Origin of the sequence: Micromonospora sp. BQ11 (assembly GCF_052068135.1) — a bacterium.
GTDB lineage: Bacteria > Actinomycetota > Actinomycetes > Mycobacteriales > Micromonosporaceae > Micromonospora.
In genome coordinates this window covers 119,079-135,333 of record NZ_JBQHDB010000018.1, presented here as the reverse complement: position 1 = coordinate 135,333, position 16,255 = coordinate 119,079, and the positions used below count along the sequence as shown (strand labels likewise).

Genomic DNA, 16,255 nt, shown 5'->3' with positions numbered 1-16,255 from the left:
ATGGCCGGGGCCCGAGCGCGGACCGTGGCGTTCCTGCTCGCCCTCGGCGTACTGGCCGGGGCCACCATCGGCTGGCCGGCCGTCGGCGCCAGCGCGGCGCCACCGGTGTCGGCGGCCGCCCAGGCACCCGGCGACCTCTGCACCACCGAGGAGTGGCAGGCCGACTTCCGCGCCTGCGTCGCCAAGCTGAAGGACGTCGCCGAGGACGACGTCACGTGCCGCAACGCCCCCACTCCCACCGCCCCGGACTCCGGCCTCGCCGGCTGGTTCGCGTCCCGCCCCGACTCCGCCAAGCAGCCCGGCCCGAAGGGCTTCTACAGCGACTACGGATACGCCGGATACAGCTACACCACATACGACGTGGACACCGGCTGCGCGACCGCCGTGCTGCACCCGGACTACAAGTTCACCAACACCGTCGCCAACGGCGAGTTCATGATCGCTACGGCGATCGTGGGCGCGTCCAACGCCCTGCGCGAGCGGGCCTGGGATCCAGGCTCGATGTGGGGCTGGGCGGACCCTCTGGTGGACCAGGCGACAAAGGCCGTCTACCAGAAGGTCTTCAGTGTCTTCGGCATCGTCACGCTCTGCGTGGTCGGCCTCTACCTGCTCTGGCGGTCGCGCCAGTCGGACATGAGCAACGCGATGACCACGGCGGGCTGGGCCCTCCTGGTGATGGTGGCGGTGACCGCCCTGGCCGCCTGGCCGGTCAAGTCCGCGAACATCGCCGACGGAACGCTGGTCACCACGCTGGGCGTCGTCCACGACGCCGTCGGACCGGCATCGAAGGACACGCCTCCGGATAGATGTGCGCTGCCCAATCCGGACGCTTGCATCGACAAGCGACCGCCGGCGGTACGAGCGAGTGACACAGCCACCGAGTCGATGCTGTACCGCAACTGGTTGCGCGGTGTTCTTGGGTCCGCCGACAGCGAGACCGCAAAGAAGTACGGCCAAGCGCTCTATGACGCGAAATCACTCTCCTGGGACGAGGCCGACAGGGTCCGCTCTAACCCGGCGACGCGCGAGCTAACCATCAAGATCAAGCAGCAGCAGTGGGCACGGGTCGCGCAGCAGATCGAGCAGGAGGATCCGGAGGCGTACGAATACCTCCAGGGCGTCCGAGACATGGACCGGGTGGGTGCCGGGTTCATCGCGGTGCTCGCCTCGGTGCTGTTCGCGATGTTCGACCTGACCGCGTCGCTGCTGGTGCTGCTCGGCTTCCTGATCTTCCGCTGGGCGGTGATCGCCGCGCCGATCCTCGGCACGGTGGGTCTGCTGCGCCCGGCCAGCGCCGGCCTGCGTCGGCTCGCGAACGCGGTCGTCGCCGCCGTCTTCAACATCGCCATCTTCGGCACCGGCGCGGCCATCTACCTCTTCGCGGTCGACCTCATCATGAGCACGCCCACCCTGCCCGGTTGGCTCCAGGTGGTGCTGGTCTGGCTCTGCGGTGTGGTGGGGTGGCTTCTGCTGCGTCCGTACCGGCGGATCACCCAACTGGGCGGCAAGGACAGCTCCGAGGCGGTCAGCTCGGCCGGCTCCTGGCACCGGCGCTTCTTCCGGGACATGCGGACCGCGGCCCGCCTGGACGTCGCGGAGCCCGGCGGTACGAACGAGCCGGCGCTGGGTCGCCGACGCCGCCAGGTCGTGGCGGAGCAGACCAGTCTCCGCCCCGAGGCGCGCCGGGAGGACCCGTCACACACCGGCACCTCCGGCGGGGCTGAGCGCGAGCGCCCGGACGGCCGCGAGCGGAGCGAGGACACGGCGCCGGCGGTCGGGGAGCGTTCCACCGGCGGGCGGCCGGTCGCCCCCCGGCCCCGCCGACGGCAGCCGGCCACCTGGACCGAGCCCGACGTCCCGGCGGAGAACCCGTCCTTCGTCGTCTACCGACCGGGCTCCACGGAACGCGAACCGGAACGACCTACTCCCCGGATCCGCTCCGAGGCACGGTGAGTGCGGTGCGACGGGCGATCGAATTCCTGTTCACCCGGGCCCTCCGGTCCCGGCTCGGCGTCGCGATCCTCCTCGCGGTCGTGGTGTTCGGCGTCATCGGGGCGGCACGGCTGGTCAGCGGACCGGGCGACCCGTCCGCCGGGCTCAGCAACCGCCCGAGCCGCCCGATCACCACGGTCGCCCCGACCGCCGGCGACGACGGGCTCAACGCCACGGCCACTCCTGTCCCACCGCTGACCCGGGCCGGCGAGCTGACACCGGAGCAGACCGCCGAGAAGTTCGTGACGGCGTGGCTCGGCCGACCCGGCGTCACCGCCGAGCAGTGGCAGTCCGACATGCGGCCGCTCTCCACGCCCGCCCTGACCGAGAAGCTCGCCAGCGCGGACCCGGCCGGGGTGCCGGCGACCCGGGTGAGTGACGAGGTGACCCTTCAGCCCCGGACCGAAAGGTTCGTCGAGGTCCTGGTCCCGCTGGACAGCGGGCGGCTGCGGCTGGAACTCGTGGCGCCGGAGGGACGATGGCTGGTGGACGCGGTGGACTGGGAGCAGGAATGAGCGACGACGTCCGACCGCGCCGCCGGCTCCGGGTCGGCGCACTGGCCGCTGCCCTGACCGCGGCCCTCACCCTGCTCTGCTGCACCGGCGGCGCGGGCGCCTTCCTCCTCACCGAACTGGGTGGCGAGGGCCCCGACCAGTTGACGCTGGCCAGCCAGGAGTGCACCGGCGACTTCCGGGTCACCGTGACCGGTGAGATGCCGCGCCTCTCCCAGTACGGCGAGGTCCAGCTGCGCAACGCCGCGCGGATCATCAAGGTCGGACAGGAGATGAAGGTCCCGCCCCGCGGCTGGGTGGTCGCCATCGCGACCGCGATGCAGGAGTCGCGTCTGCGCAATCTGGCCAACAGCAGGGTTCCCGGCTCCCGCACTCTCCCGAACGAGGGGGTCGGGGCGGACCACGACTCGGTCGGCCTGTTCCAACAGCGGGCGGGCTGGGGAAGCGTCGCGCAGCGGATGACCCCCGAGTACGCCGCCCGCAAGTTCTACGAGAAGCTCGTCCAGATCCCCGGCTGGGAGGACATGCCACTCACCCTCGCGGCTCAGAAGGTCCAGGTCAGTGCGTTCCCCGACGCGTACGCGAAGCACGAGGACCTGGCCGGGACGATCGTCAACGCGCTGGCCGGTGGGGCGGCGCGGACGGCGCTCGTCAGTGGGCGGCAGGCTTGCGACGCGGCCGCCGCTGGTGCGATCGCCGCCTCCGGCTGGACGGCCCCCATCCCCGGGGGCGTCGGTTCAGGCTTCCGCACAGCGGACCGACCGGCGCACAACGGCGTCGACATCGCGGCACCCAAGGGCACGCTGATCCGGGCCGCCGCGACCGGCCGGGTGCTGGTCTCCCGTTGCGACCCTGACAACAACGGGCGGCTCACCTGCGACGTCGACGGCTTCCCCGAGAAGGGCGGCTGTGGGTGGTTCGTGGACATCCTCCACGCGGGCAAGATCGTCACCCGTTACTGCCACCTGGTCAGCCGGCCCCAGGTCCGCGCGGGGCAGATGGTCGAGGCGGGCGACGTGATCGGTGCGGTCGGCAGCAGCGGCAATTCCTCCGGGCCCCACCTGCACTACGAGGTCCACACCGACGGCGACCGCAGCAGCCGGAGCGCCATCGACCCGGTGCCCTTCATGCGGGACCGCGGCGCCCCACTGCGGAGCGCGGGATGAGACGCTCGGAAGCATGACCGATCCGCTGCCCGACCCCTTCCCGGGCCGGCCGGACTGGGCACCCCTGCCGCCCCGGCCGATCGAGATCGTTCCCGCTACCACCCGGGTCGACCTGCGGGGGCAACGGGTCCTGGTCGGCCTTCCCGGCCTGGGCTGGCGGAGTGACCTGCGCGCCGACGAGCGCGTGGTGCAGAACAGCCGGACCTACGTGCCGGTCATCCCGGAGCACGAGTGGTACCGCGCCGAGGCCGACCAGGTAGAGGTCTTCGCCCCGCTGGTGCCGGTGGAGCGGGTCTGGGTGGAGACGGTGGGGGCGCGTCCGCCGTCCGGCAGCCCCGCTCACGAAACGGGTATCCGGCTGGTGTCGCTGGACGCCCCGGCGCACCGGGCGCCGACACCGGTCTTCGAAGCTGACGCGGTCGCCGGCCGTCGGGTGGTGCACGTCGTGGAATCGGTGGAACACCGCGACCTGCGAGCCGTCACCGAAACCTACTCGGGCGCGGACGGTGACATCTGCGTCCGGGTCACGCCGGAGATGGAGTGGTACCGCTGGGCGTGGCGTGGCCAGGCACCGAGCACTCTGGAGGTGCCGGTCCACCTGCTGTGGATCGAGTGAGGGATCAACCAACCTTACGGCCGGAACACACTCGCCAGTCCTCATCGCCGATCCGAGTGGTGAAGCTCCAGGTCTGCCGGTCTCCCTGGCTAGTGCCATTGACATAGACAGAAAGGACGAGGTCGACTTGCACCTCCGCCACGTCGCCCTGGCGGTCCTCTTGCAGGCTGCCCCAGCTCACGGAAATATTCGTAGCGAAGCGTTGTTCACGGGCGATCAGATCGTCCCTTAGAGCGCGTAGCTCCACCACGCCAGCCTCGTCGCAGGTAAACAGGTTCGCGCGGGTGTCATTCCGCTCCCGGAGAAACGCATTCAGGTATTCACTGACCACGACGTCGGGTGCGCTGCGGTCCGGTGTGGTCGCTCGGTCGTACAGCAGGTATCCGGCGACGATCCCGCCGAGCACAAGGGACGTCAGCACCGCCGCGACCACCGTCAGGACGGTGCGGAGTCGCCGTCGGGGCCGCTCCGGTACGGGCGCCGGGCCGGGGGACGCCAGGTGGTCCGAGGGGGGCCGTTGCGCCGGTACGCGGGAGACCTGGGAACCGGCGGGGGGTTGCACTGATTCCACCCCCTGAGGCTAACGGCTGGGCGCGGTGGACCCAATGCCTCAGATGCAGCGGATCGTGACGGACCACTCCCCATCGGTGAGATCCACGACAACACCGGCGCAGCGCCGCCTTACCTCCGCCGGTGGGGCCTCCACCTGGGTTACGGTCTCTGCGCGGGGAGAGATTGCCAACCTCGCGCAGAGGGGGTGGACGCCGTGGCCGGTCCGAGGGCACGCACGAGCCGCGCCGCCGCCCTGCACCGCCGCGCCGCCGCGACCGCGCTGGCCGCCGCCGACGTCCTCGACGGCACCCGCCCGGTGCCGGCCGACCACGGACGGCAGTACGAGCTGGCCGAGCGGCTCCGCGCCGCGGCGGCGGTGCTGGCGCCCGGTTGGGCCGGTGCCGCCCTGGAGTCGCTGGCCCCGACCGTGCCGGCCGGTGACGGCCCGCCGGCGTTCGTCCGCGTCGGCACGGCGGCGCCCCTGGACGACGCCCGCTTCCCCGCCCTGGTGCCGCTGTTCGGCACGGGCCACCTCACCGTCGACGTCGACGCCCGGGATCCTCGGGTGGCGGGTCTGCTTCGGGGCGTACTCCTGCGGTTGTTGGCGGCGACGCCGGCCGGGGCGCTGCTGATCCGCGCGGTGGACGCCACGGGTGGGGTCCTGGCACCGTTCGCGGCGCTGGCGGACGCCGGTCTGCTCCCGCCACCGGCCACGGACGTCGCGGGCCTGCGCGCGGTGCTGACCGAAGCGGAGCAGTGGGTGGCGCCGGGTACGAGCGGACGCCGCCGCCACGACCGTGCCGTACTGCTGGTGGTCGCGGCGCTGCCCGAGTCGACCGGCGCCACGGACCTGGCACGGATCGCCGCGTTGGCGGAGCAGGGTCCGCCGGCCGGGCTGCACCTGGTCGTCGCCGGCTGGACCGCCGCCACCACCGCCCCGGGCGCAGAAGCCACCCCGGCGTCGGACGCCCCCACCGGGTACGGGTCGGGCCGGCTGCCGTTGCCCCGGGCCACGTCGATCGCCATGCGCACCGCGTACGCGCTGCTGGGCGATCCTCCCGGCACCTCGTACGCGGGGCCGGGGGCGGAACCGCCGGGCGGCCTGAACTCGCCGGTCTTCATCGAGTCGGATCCGCCCGCGGAGCTGGTCGACGCGGTGTGCCGGCGGCTCGCGGCCCAGGTGGAGGCCGGTTCCCGCTTGGCGCTGGCCGACCTGCTGCCTCCTCCGGAGGACGAGTTGTGGACGGCGGGAGCGACCGACGGGATCGCGACGACCGTGGGTGACGCCGGTGGCCGGCCGGTGTCGCTGGGCTTCACCGAGTTGACCCCGCACTGGCTGGTCAGCGGCCGGTCCGGAGCCGGCAGGTCGACGTTCCTCACCACCGCGCTGCTGGGCCTGGCCGCCCGGTACGGTCCGGAGGAGCTGGCCCTGTACCTGGCGGATCTGGGCGACGGCGAGTCCTTCGTGGAGTTCCTCCAGACCGAGCGGGATCGTTCGTGGATTCCGCAGGTGCGCGCCGCGGCGATGGCCGCCGACCGGGAGTACGTGCTCGGCCTGTTCGACGAGTTGGCGGCGGAGGTGCGCCGGCGGGAGGAGGCCGGCGCGCGCGCCGGTGGGCAGCGCTTCGGTGAGCTGCGGCAGCACCGGCCGATGCCCCGGATCGTGTGCGTGCTCGACCATCTGTCGCTGCTCTTCGCCGAGCGGGACCGACTGGCGGCGGAGGCGGCGACCCGGCTGGACGCGCTGGCGCGGTCGGGTCGGGCGTACGGGGTGCACCTGGTGCTGGCCGGCGAGGGTGACCTGGGGTTGGGCGCGCGTACCGATCGGGACTCGGTGCTCGGGCAGTTCCCGGTACGGGTGGCGCTGCCGGGCGGCGGTGCCGTGCTGGAGCCGACGAACGACTCGGCGGCCGGACTGCCGGTGGGCAGCGCGGTGGTGAACACGGCCGGCGGGCTCGGCGGCCCCCGGGGCGCGATCCGCGGGCACGAGCGGATGGTCCGGTTCCCCGACCCGCAGGACCACCCGGACACGGTGGCGGAGCTGCGGCAGCGGCTGTGGACGGCCCGCCCGGAGGACGCCGCCCCGCCCGTGGTGTTCGCCGGCTGGGCGCGTCCGTCGCTGCGCAACGATCCCCGGCACCGGGCCGCACTGGCGGGTCGGGCGTCGGAGCCGGCCGCGCTGCTGGGTCGGGCGGTGGACGTCGGGCGGTCCACCGTCGCCGTGCCGCTCGGTCCCGCGCCCGGCCGCAACCTGGCGGTACTCGGTCCCGGGCCGGAGGCCGTCCGGCTGCTGGCGACGGCTGCTCGCGGCACGGCCGCGCACCACCCGCCCGGCGCGGCGCGTTTCGTGCTGTACGCACCCGACGACGAGTCCGGCCCGGTCGCCGAGGCGTTGGCCGCCGAGCTGGCCGAGCGGCAGACGGTGGAGACGGTCGACCTTCCCGGCCTGATCGCGGCCGTCGAGGACTCGGCACCCGCGTACCTGGTGGTCTTCGACGTGGGCGCGGTTCCCGCCGTCGACCTGCCGCCGGACCGGTTGCGGACGCTGCTGCACGAGGGGCCGGCCGGCGGCCGGCACCTGCTGGGGCGCTGGCGCACGGTGCCGCCGTTCGCCGCCCTGCTCGACCCGGAGGGTGAGGTGGAGAAGCTCGCCGCGGTCGCGTTGGTGGACCTGCCCGGCGCGCAGCTGGCGTCGGTCTTCGGTCGACCGGTCGAGTGGCGGCCCCGCCCGGGCCGGGCGGTTCTCTGGGATGGTCCCGGTGAGCGGGGCACCGTCCTGGTTCCCTTCGCCGAGGACGGAGAGCGGCCGTGAGCCGCGGCGGGGCACGGAGCAGGACGCCGACGCCGGGCCGCCAACGGACCGTCGCCGCAGCACCGGAGGGCGCCGGGGCCGTCGACCCGGTGGTCGCCGCGTGGGCCGACTACCTGGCCGCCGCCCGCCAGCTCGACGGGGTACGGCGGGACGCGGCCACCGCCGCCGGTGAGCAGGCCCGGTCGGTGCAGGCCGCCCGCGAGGAGTTGAGCACGGTACGCACGCGGCTGGCGCCGCAGGAGAGCCGGCTCCGGGAGCGGGGCGTACCGGCGATCTCGCTGATGCCCACGCCGCCGGAGGTGACCGAGGCGACCCGGTCGATGGCGGGCGGGCCGGCGGCGGTGCTGGCCGGTCTGCGCACCGCCCGGGCGCAGGCGGACGCCGCCGACGCGGCGCTGGCGGCGCGGGGGTTGTTCGGCCCGTCCGCCTGGTCGGCCGGGCCGCGCAACCTGCTGGTGTACGGACCGTTGGCGCTACTGGTGCCGCTGCTGCAGGTGGTGGTGCTGCTGACGACCGGCGCGGGCACGGCGACCGTGGCGGCGCTGGTCTGCGGACTGCCGATGCCCGCGGTGGCCTTCGCGGCGGGCTGGACGGGGGTGGGCCGGCTGTTCCCGGCCGGCCCGGGCGGACGGGTGGACCGGACGGCACGCCTCGGCGCACTCGTCTGCCTGGTGCCGGCGGTGCTGGTCAGCGCCGTGCTCCTGCTGGCCGTCCTCGCCGGCTGACCACGACACCGCGCCGGCCCGGCCCCGGAAACGCGTCGGCCGGCCGTCCCGGGTGCGGGTCAGCCGGCCGGTGCCGGTGCGGTCAGCGGGCCATGATCAGCGTCATCGCCTCGGCCCGGGACTTCGCGTCGTGCTGCAGGGTGCCACGGACGGCCGAGGTGATGGTCTGCGCGCCCGACTTCTGGATGCCGCGCATCGCCATGCACATGTGCTCGCACTCGAGCACCACGATCACCCCACGCGGGGCGAGCCGTTCCATCAGCAGGCCGGCGATCTGCGAGGTCAGCCGCTCCTGCACCTGCGGGCGCCGGGCGAAGACCTCGACCAGTCGGGCGAGCTTGGACAGGCCGGTGATCCGGCCGTCCGGCCCGGGGATGTAGCCGATGTGGGCGCTGCCCCGGAACGGCAGCAGGTGGTGCTCGCAGAGGCTCATCACGTCGATGTCCCGGACGAGCACCAGCTCTTCGTGGTTGGCCTCGAACGTGGTGGTGAGCACCTGGGCCGGGTCGACCCGGAGGCCGGCGAAGAGTTCGGCGTACGCCCGGGCGACCCGGGCGGGTGTCTGTTGGAGGCCGTCCCGGTCGGGGTCCTCACCGACGGCGATGAGAATCTCCCGGACGGCCTTCTCGATCCGGCCGAGGTCCATGGTGTCCTCGACGGGTCGACCGGTGAGCTTGCCGCTGATGAGTCGGGCGGCGACGTAGTCCATGCCCTCGTCGTCGGGCTCGGTCGCGGAAACGGCCAGCCCCCGGGAGTCCCGGGGGCTGGCCGTCGGGTCGGTGCTCAGTGCGTACCGTCCGAGTTGTTCGAGGCGGGGCCGCCGCCCACGGACGCGCCGTCGGCCTGGGCCTGCACCTTGAGCGCGTCCTTCTCCGCCGGCGTGAGCACCGGAGGCTCGGTCGACGGCTGCCGCTTGCCGAAGCCGTTGTACGGCGCCAGCGGCGGGCGCTTGACCACCCGAGCACAGATCCGCGCCATGTCGGCCGTGGAGAGCGTCTCCTTCTCCATCAGCTCGAGCACGATGTTGTCCAGGACGTCCCGGTACTCCACCAGGATCTCCCAGGCCTCGTCGTGCGCCAGCTCGACCAGCGCCCGCATCTCGCCGTCGATCTCGGCGGCGACGGCGTCGGAGTAGTCCCGCTCGTGGCCCATGTTGCGGCCGAGGAACGGCTCGTCGCCGCTGGTGCCGTACTTGATCGCACCGAGCTTGGAGCTCATGCCGTACTGGGTGATCATCGCGCGGGCCAGCTGCGTGGCCTTCTCGATGTCGTTGCCGGCACCGGTGGTCGGCTCGTGGAACACCAGCTCCTCGGCGGCCCGGCCACCCAGGGCGTACGCCAGGGTGTCGACCATCTCGGCGCGGGTCTGGGTGTACTTGTCCTCCGTGGGGAGGACGAGCGTGTGGCCCAGCGAGCGACCCCGGGACAGGATCGTCACCTTGTGCACCGGCGCGGCGTGCGGCAGCGCCCAGGCGACCAGCGCGTGCCCACCCTCGTGGTACGCGGTGATCTTCTTCTCCTGGTCGCTCATCACCCGGGTCCGGCGCTGCGGACCGGCGATCACCCGGTCGATCGACTCCTCCAGGGAGTCGTTGGTGATGGCTCGCTGGTCCTTGCGCGCGGTGAGCAGCGCGGCCTCGTTGATCACGTTGGCCAGGTCGGCACCGCTGAAGCCGGGGGTGCGCCGGGCCACCGCGTCGAGGTCGACGTCGGGGGTGAACGGCTTGCCCTTGCCGTGTACCCGCAGGATCGCCTTGCGGCCCTCCATGTCGGGCGCGTCCACCGGGATCTGCCGGTCGAAGCGGCCCGGGCGCAGCAGCGCCGGGTCGAGGATGTCCGGCCGGTTGGTGGCGGCGATCAGGATGACGCCGCCCTTGGTGTCGAAGCCGTCCATCTCGACGAGCAACTGGTTGAGGGTCTGCTCGCGCTCGTCGTGACCGCCGCCCATGCCGGCGCCACGGTGGCGACCGACGGCGTCGATCTCGTCGACGAAGACGATCGCCGGGGCGTTCGCCTTGGCCTGCTCGAAGAGGTCGCGGACCCGGCTCGCGCCGACACCGACGAACATCTCCACGAAGTCCGATCCGGAGATCGAGTAGAACGGCACGCCGGCCTCGCCGGCGACCGCGCGGGCCAGCAGCGTCTTACCGGTACCGGGCGGACCGAAGAGCAGGACGCCCTTCGGGATCTTCGCGCCGAGCGCCTGGTACTTCGCCGGGTTCTGCAGGAAGTCCTTGATCTCGTGCAGCTCCTCGACGGCCTCCTCGGCGCCGGCCACGTCCGCGAACGTGGTCTTCGGCGTGTCCTTGGTGATCATCTTCGCCTTGGACTTGCCGAAGTTGAGCACGCGGGAGCCGCCGCCCTGCATCTGCGACATGAAGAAGAGCAGCAGGAGCACCAGCAGGACGATGGGGAGCAGGTTGACGAAGAGGCTCACCCAGATGCTGTCGGACGACACCTTGACGTCGGCCGGGCCGGTGACCCGGTTGTTCGCCTTGGCTTCGAGGACCTCGTTCCAGACCTCGTCGCCGACCTCGTACGGGAACTGGGCCTCGATCCGGTCGGTGTCGGTGTCACCGAACTTGGCCTTGTCCTTCAGGTCCAGCTGGAGCGTCTGCTCCTTGTCCTGGAAGACGACCTTCTCGATGCCGCCCTTGTTGAGCTGGTCGAGCGCGACGGAAGTGTCCACCCGGTGGTAGCTGGGACCACTGGTGAACAGCTGACTGAGCACAACGGCGCCGAGGATGACCAGGATGATCCAGACCACCGGTCGGCGGAAGAAACGCGTACGTTCCATGCTGTAGTCGAGCGCCGAGACGCCCGCATCCTCCTGATCGACGTCCTGACCGTCTGATGGTGTCGCCGCCTGCGCGGCGGCCGGAGCCGCCGTGCGGGCCGGCCTCGACCCCGGGGCGCGGATACTGCCGCGCCACGGTCATTCGACGGTACACCGTCAGTGCCACATGCGAGCTTGCGAGCCCAGCACTTACGCGTACGGCGAACCGGGGTTTGGGCCGGCGTGGCGGGAGCTCCCCGCCCGGCCTCCCGACCGCCCGGTCACGCGGGTCGAGGGGACGGGCGTGGAGTAGAGCCTCCACGCCACCGACCTACACCGTAGTCCGACCAGCTGAGAGCCCGCTGAACGTCCGCTCGATGGACGCCGATGGGGTGCGCCTCAGGCGCGGGCGTAGACCTCGGGCTTGAGTACGCCGACGTAGGGCAGCTCGCGGTACCGCTCGCCGAAGTCGAGGCCGTAGCCGACGACGAACTCGGTCGGGATGTCGAAGCCGACGTACTTCACCGGGACCGGCACCTTGACCGCGTCCGGCTTGCGGAACAGCGCGACCACCTCGACGCTCGCCGCCGAGCGGGACTCGAGGTAGCGCAGCAGCCAGGAGAGGGTCAGCCCGGAGTCGACGATGTCCTCGATCACGACCACGTGCCGGCCGGCGATGTCGCGGTCCAGGTCCTTGAGGATGCGCACCACCCCGGAGGAGGTCGTGCCCTGGCCGTAGGACGAGATGGCCATGAAGTCCAGCTCGGCGGGGGGTCCCTGGCGGCCGAGCGCCCGGGCGAAGTCGGCCATGAACATCACCGCGCCCTTGAGCACGCAGACCAGTAGGAGCCCGTCATCGACGTGGGCGTAGTCCGCCGAGACCTGCTTGGCGAGTTCCGCGGTCTTCTCGCGGATCTGCGTCTCGGAGATGATCACGTGGTCGATGTCGGCGTCGTACCAGGAGCCGTCAGCCATGACTCCTAGCCTGCCGTACGCGGATGGGCCTTCGTCGGCGGGGCCGCCCCTTTTGGAGCGGTCCCGCCCGGGATTTTTGCCGCAAAGTACACCAATCACCTCAGCAGGCGCGGGATTGCCAGCGGCGACCCTCCTGGGTCGGCTTCCAGTCCGCCGAGTCGCGGCTGTCGACGGTCAGGCCGGCGGCTGCGGCGGAGCCGAAGAGGGCAAGGATCAAGAGGAACAGCAGGAACTCCATGGCGGCGCTCACTTTCATCCGTTTCCTGTAGCTTTCGCCGCCGGTGCGCACCGGACACAGGTAAGTCTGCGCCGCACTCTCCCGCCCCGACAGCGGCAGGATTGCCCCTGACCCTCGATTTCCTGCCACCTCTGCGGTTACCCTCGTCACATGCTCCGATCCGTGGCCGTCATCGCCCTCCAGGACGTCGCCGCCTTCGAACTGGGCGTGCTCGCCGAGGTGTTCGGCACCGACCGGACGGCCGACGGCTTCCCCGGCTACCGCTTCGCCGTCTGCGCGGCCGACGGCGAGCCGGTCCGCACCCGGTCCGGCTTCCTGCTCACCCCGCACGCCGACCTGGGGCCGGTCGACGAGGCGGACCTGGTGGCCGTCCCGGCCCACGCCGAGAGCACGGCCGTTCCCCCGTCCGTGCTCGCCGCGCTGCGCCGCGCCGCCGACCGGGGCGCGTACGTGTTCAGCGTGTGCTCCGGGGCGTTCGTGCTCGGCGAGGCGGGCCTGCTCGACGACCGCGAGTGCACCACCCACTGGCGGTACGTCGACGAGCTGCAACGGCGTCACCCGACCGCCCGCGTCCGGTGCAACTCCCTGTACGTCCAGGACGGCCGGCTGCTCACCAGCGCCGGCACCGCGGCCGGGATCGACGCCGCCCTGCACCTGGTCCGCCAGGCGCACGGGTCGGCGACGGCCACCCGGCTGGCCCGGCGGATGGTGGTGCCGCCGCACCGGGACGGCGGACAGGCCCAGTACGTCGAGGCACCGATCCCCCGGACGCCGGACGCACCCACTCTGGAGCCGGTCCTGGAGTGGCTGATGGGCCACCTGGACCGCCCGATCACCGTCGACGACCTGGCCGAGCGCGCCGGGATGGCCCCCCGGACCTTCGCCCGCCGGTTCCGCGCGGAGACCGGCACCACCCCGCACGACTGGCTGACCAACCAGCGGGTGCTCCTGGCCCGCCACCTGCTGGAGGACACCGGGCTGAGCGTGGAGGCGGTCGCCGACCGGGCCGGCTTCTCCGACGCCGCCGCACTCCGGCACCACTTCGCCCGACGCGTCGGCACCACCCCGCAGGGCTACCGCACCACGTTCCGGTACCGGGCCGGGGCCACCGCCCGGGGTCAGTAGCCGGCCGCGCCCCCGTCCACCCGGGACTCCGAGCCCACCGCGTAGCCGCCCTCCGGGCGGCGCCAGATCGCCTGCCCGTACCCGAAGAGCGACGGCTCGGCCGCGACGGTGACCTCGTGGCCCCGGGCGCGCAACCCCGCGATCGCCTCCCGGCCCTCGGCGGTGGCGACCAGTTCCGGCTCGACCAGCAGTGTGCGCCCGGTGTGCCAGTACCAGCGCGGCGCGTCCAGCGCCGCCTGCGGGTCCAGTCCGGCGTCGAGGGTGGCGGACAGCAGCTGCACGTGCCCCTGCGGCTGCATGTGCCCGCCCATCACCCCGAACGGGCCGACAACCGCGTCGTCGCGGGTCAGGAAGCCGGGGATGATCGTGTGGAACGGACGCTTCGCGGGGCCGACGGCGTTGGGGTGCGCCGGGTCGAGGCGGAAGCCGAGGCCCCGGTTCTGGAGGGCGAACCCGTGCCCGGGCAGCACCACGTGCGACCCGAAGGCCAGGTACGTCGACTGGATCAGGCTGACCATCATCCCGCCGTTGTCGGCGGTGCACAGGTAGACCGTGCCGCCACGCTCGGGATCCCCGGCGGCGGGATCGCCGGCCCGGTCGGTGACGAGCGCCCGGCGGGCCGCCGCGTACGCGGGGTGAAGCAGGGCCTCCACCGGCACCGGCGCCCGCTCCGGATCGGCCACGTGGGCGTGCGCGTCGGCGAAGCCGAGCTTGACCGCCTCGACCTGCCGGTGCAGGCGTTCCTCCAGGGTCAGCGCGGCGAGGTCCGTGCCGTCGAGGACCTGCAACGCGAGCAGGGCGGCCAGCCCCTGCCCTGGCGGTGGCAGCTCCCACACGTCGTGGTCGCGATAGCGCACCCGGACCGGGTCGACCCAGGTCGACGTGTGCCGGGCCAGGTCGACGCCGGTGAGGAACCCGCCGGTCCGGGCCGCGTGCGCGTCCAGCGCCGCCGCGATGCCGCCGGAGTAGAAGTCCTCCGCCCCGGTGGCCGCGATCCGGCGCAGCGTCCCGGCGGCGTCCGGGTTCCGCCACCACTCACCGGCCCGGGGCGCCCTGCCGCCCGGGGCGAAGACCCGTCCGAACTCCGCGTACTCCTCGCCGGTCAGGCCGGCGTGCCCGGCGACCGCGCGGGACCACGCGACGGCGACACCGGCGGAGACCGGATGTCCGTGCTCGGCGTACCCGATCGCGTCGGCGAACAGGTCGGCGAAGGGCAGCGAACCGAAACGGTCGTGCAGGTCCCGCCAGCCGGCCGGGGCGCCGGGCACGGTCACCGGCAGCCAGCCCCGCGCCGGCATCGCCGGCCCCCGGGCCTGCGCACCACCGAGTGCGTCCACCGGCCCGGTGGCCCGGCGGCCGGTCACCACGTCGACCAGCTCCCGGGTCAGCGCGGCCGGCGAGCGACCGGCGGCGTTCAAGCCGTGCAGGCGCTCGCCGTCCCAGACGATGGCGAAGAGGTCGCCGCCGATGTCGTTGGAGGGCGGCTGCACCACGGTCAGGGTCGTCGCGGCGGCCAGCGCCGCGTCCACGGCATTGCCGCCGCGCCGCAGCACGGCCAGACCGGCCGCCGCCGCGAGCGGGTGGCTGGTCGCCACCGCCCCGCGGGGCGCGAAGATCGGCTTCCGGGGGTACGCCATCCGCCATGTCTACCGCCTCCGGCGGCTCCCGCACACCGCGGTAAGGAAGGGCCCCCTCTTAACGCCTGCGGTAGTAGAAGGGCCCCCTGTTAACAGCGGGTGTTAACAGGGGGCCCTTCCTTGCACCGGGGCCGGTCAGGTGGGGCCGACGGCGGTCAGGCGGCCGTCGCGGCGGATCACCCGTCGTCCGCCCGGCAGGTACGCCGCCCCCTGGCCGTGCCAACCGGTCACCAGGGCTTCCAGCGCGGTCACGTGTCGGTGGGAAAGGGCGGTGGGCGGTGCACCCAGTTCCCGGGCCCAGGCGTGCAGCACCCGGCTGCGTACGGCGGGCGCGAGACCGGCCAGCGCGGGCACCGCCAGCCCGCCCTCGGGGTGCCGGACCTCGGTCAGGGCGGCCCCGGCCAGGGCGTCGAGGGCGTCGTTGTCCGCCGCCACCATCCGTGCGGTACGGGCCAGGTTGTCCAGCACCCCCGGCCCGAGCGCGCGGACCAGCGCCGGCAGCACGTCGGCCCGCACCCGTGACCGGGCGTACGAGGGGTCGGCGTTGTGCGGGTCCTCCCACGGGTCGAGCCCGAGCACCGCACACGCCTTGCGGGTCTGCTCCCGGCTCACGTCGAGCAACGGCCGCAGCAGGGGCACTCCGGCCAGGTCCCGCCGGGCCGGCATCCCGGCCAGGCCGCGCGGGCCCGCCCCCCGGGCGAGCGCCAGCAGCACGGTCTCCGCCTGGTCGTCACGGGTGTGCCCGGTGAGCAGCGCCGCCGCCCGGTGTCGGCCGGCCACCTCGCCCAGGGCCTGGTAACGGGCGTCCCGCGCGGCCGCCTCGGGACCGCCCGGCCGGCCGGCGACGTCCACCCGCGCCACCTCGACCGGAGCCAGACCCGCCCCACGCGCCCACTCCGCGACCGCCTCGGCCCGCTCCGCCGAACCCTCCTGGAGACCGTGGTCGACGGTGACCACACCGGCGGGACGACCCAGCCGGGGTGCCACGAACGCGGTCGCCGCCGCCAGCGCCAGCGAGTCGGCGCCGCCTGAGCAGGCCACCAGGACCGGGCCGGTCTCCGACAGGCCGGTCAGGGCACGCCGGACGGCCACGCGGATCGCGGCCACGGGTGGGGCGAGCGCGGCCACGG

Annotated in this window: 14 protein-coding genes; 7 read left to right on the top strand and 7 right to left on the bottom strand. The window is 73.3% G+C overall.

Annotated features, from left to right (window positions below; translation table 11 throughout):
• From ACTMSW_RS28750 to ACTMSW_RS28735, 4 genes are read left to right on the top strand one after another with little or no spacing between them, the layout of a single operon-like run.
• Nucleotides 1-1,953 (top strand): MFS transporter, encoded by a 1,953-nt coding sequence (locus tag ACTMSW_RS28750; RefSeq protein ID WP_441183853.1) that lies wholly within the window; start codon nt 1-3, stop codon nt 1,951-1,953.
• Complete coding sequence (locus ACTMSW_RS28745) at nt 1,950-2,507, top strand: hypothetical protein (protein ID WP_441183851.1); 558 nt, start codon at nt 1,950-1,952, stop codon at nt 2,505-2,507. Before ACTMSW_RS28750 ends, ACTMSW_RS28745 begins: the two co-directional genes overlap by 4 nt.
• Nucleotides 2,504-3,670: a M23 family metallopeptidase gene (locus ACTMSW_RS28740; protein WP_441183850.1), complete on the top strand. Its 1,167-nt coding sequence runs from the start codon at nt 2,504-2,506 to the stop codon at nt 3,668-3,670. The genes ACTMSW_RS28745 and ACTMSW_RS28740 overlap by 4 nt, the downstream gene beginning before the upstream one ends.
• A 13-nt stretch (nt 3,671-3,683) precedes the next feature.
• A complete protein-coding gene (locus tag ACTMSW_RS28735; RefSeq protein ID WP_441183849.1) occupies nt 3,684-4,286 on the top strand; it encodes a hypothetical protein in 603 nt (200 codons plus the stop codon).
• Between the two features lie 4 nt (nt 4,287-4,290).
• Here ACTMSW_RS28735 and ACTMSW_RS28730 read toward each other — a convergent pair whose 3' ends face one another.
• Nucleotides 4,291-4,848, bottom strand: a complete 558-nt coding sequence (locus ACTMSW_RS28730) for a hypothetical protein (protein WP_441183893.1) — start codon at nt 4,846-4,848, stop codon at nt 4,291-4,293.
• Nucleotides 4,849-5,043: 195 nt separating this feature from the next.
• Between ACTMSW_RS28730 and ACTMSW_RS28725 the strand changes: the two genes are divergently transcribed.
• Complete coding sequence (locus ACTMSW_RS28725) at nt 5,044-7,650, top strand: FtsK/SpoIIIE domain-containing protein (protein ID WP_441183848.1); 2,607 nt, start codon at nt 5,044-5,046, stop codon at nt 7,648-7,650.
• Nucleotides 7,647-8,375, top strand: a complete 729-nt coding sequence (locus tag ACTMSW_RS28720; protein WP_441183847.1) for a hypothetical protein — start codon at nt 7,647-7,649, stop codon at nt 8,373-8,375. The genes ACTMSW_RS28725 and ACTMSW_RS28720 overlap by 4 nt, the downstream gene beginning before the upstream one ends.
• 82 nt (nt 8,376-8,457) lie before the next feature.
• On the opposite strand, the gene folE is transcribed toward ACTMSW_RS28720, so the two are convergent.
• The 4 genes from folE to ACTMSW_RS28700 all read right to left on the bottom strand — a co-directional run bounded on the left by folE (nt 8,458) and on the right by ACTMSW_RS28700 (nt 12,381).
• Nucleotides 8,458-9,120: a GTP cyclohydrolase I FolE gene (gene folE, locus ACTMSW_RS28715; RefSeq protein WP_441183892.1), complete on the bottom strand. Its 663-nt coding sequence runs from the start codon at nt 9,118-9,120 to the stop codon at nt 8,458-8,460.
• Between the two features lie 38 nt (nt 9,121-9,158).
• Nucleotides 9,159-11,171 (bottom strand): ATP-dependent zinc metalloprotease FtsH, encoded by a 2,013-nt coding sequence (ftsH, locus tag ACTMSW_RS28710; protein ID WP_396716006.1) that lies wholly within the window; start codon nt 11,169-11,171, stop codon nt 9,159-9,161.
• A gap of 378 nt (nt 11,172-11,549) precedes the next feature.
• Complete coding sequence (gene hpt / locus ACTMSW_RS28705; RefSeq protein WP_441183846.1) at nt 11,550-12,125, bottom strand: hypoxanthine phosphoribosyltransferase; 576 nt, start codon at nt 12,123-12,125, stop codon at nt 11,550-11,552.
• Between the two features lie 100 nt (nt 12,126-12,225).
• On the bottom strand, nt 12,226-12,381 hold the full coding sequence (locus ACTMSW_RS28700; protein WP_441183898.1) for a hypothetical protein: 156 nt from the start codon (nt 12,379-12,381) through the stop codon (nt 12,226-12,228).
• Between the two features lie 132 nt (nt 12,382-12,513).
• Between ACTMSW_RS28700 and ACTMSW_RS28695 the strand changes: the two genes are divergently transcribed.
• On the top strand, nt 12,514-13,488 hold the full coding sequence (locus ACTMSW_RS28695) for a GlxA family transcriptional regulator (protein ID WP_441183845.1): 975 nt from the start codon (nt 12,514-12,516) through the stop codon (nt 13,486-13,488).
• On the opposite strand, the gene ACTMSW_RS28690 is transcribed toward ACTMSW_RS28695, so the two are convergent.
• Entirely contained in the window at nt 13,482-15,125 is a 1,644-nt protein-coding gene (locus ACTMSW_RS28690; protein ID WP_441183844.1) for a gamma-glutamyltransferase family protein, read from the bottom strand. The genes ACTMSW_RS28695 and ACTMSW_RS28690 overlap by 7 nt on opposite strands.
• A 135-nt stretch (nt 15,126-15,260) precedes the next feature.
• Nucleotides 15,261-16,253 (bottom strand): tRNA lysidine(34) synthetase TilS, encoded by a 993-nt coding sequence (gene tilS, locus ACTMSW_RS28685; protein ID WP_441183842.1) that lies wholly within the window; start codon nt 16,251-16,253, stop codon nt 15,261-15,263.
• Nucleotides 16,254-16,255: the final 2 nt, after the last annotated feature.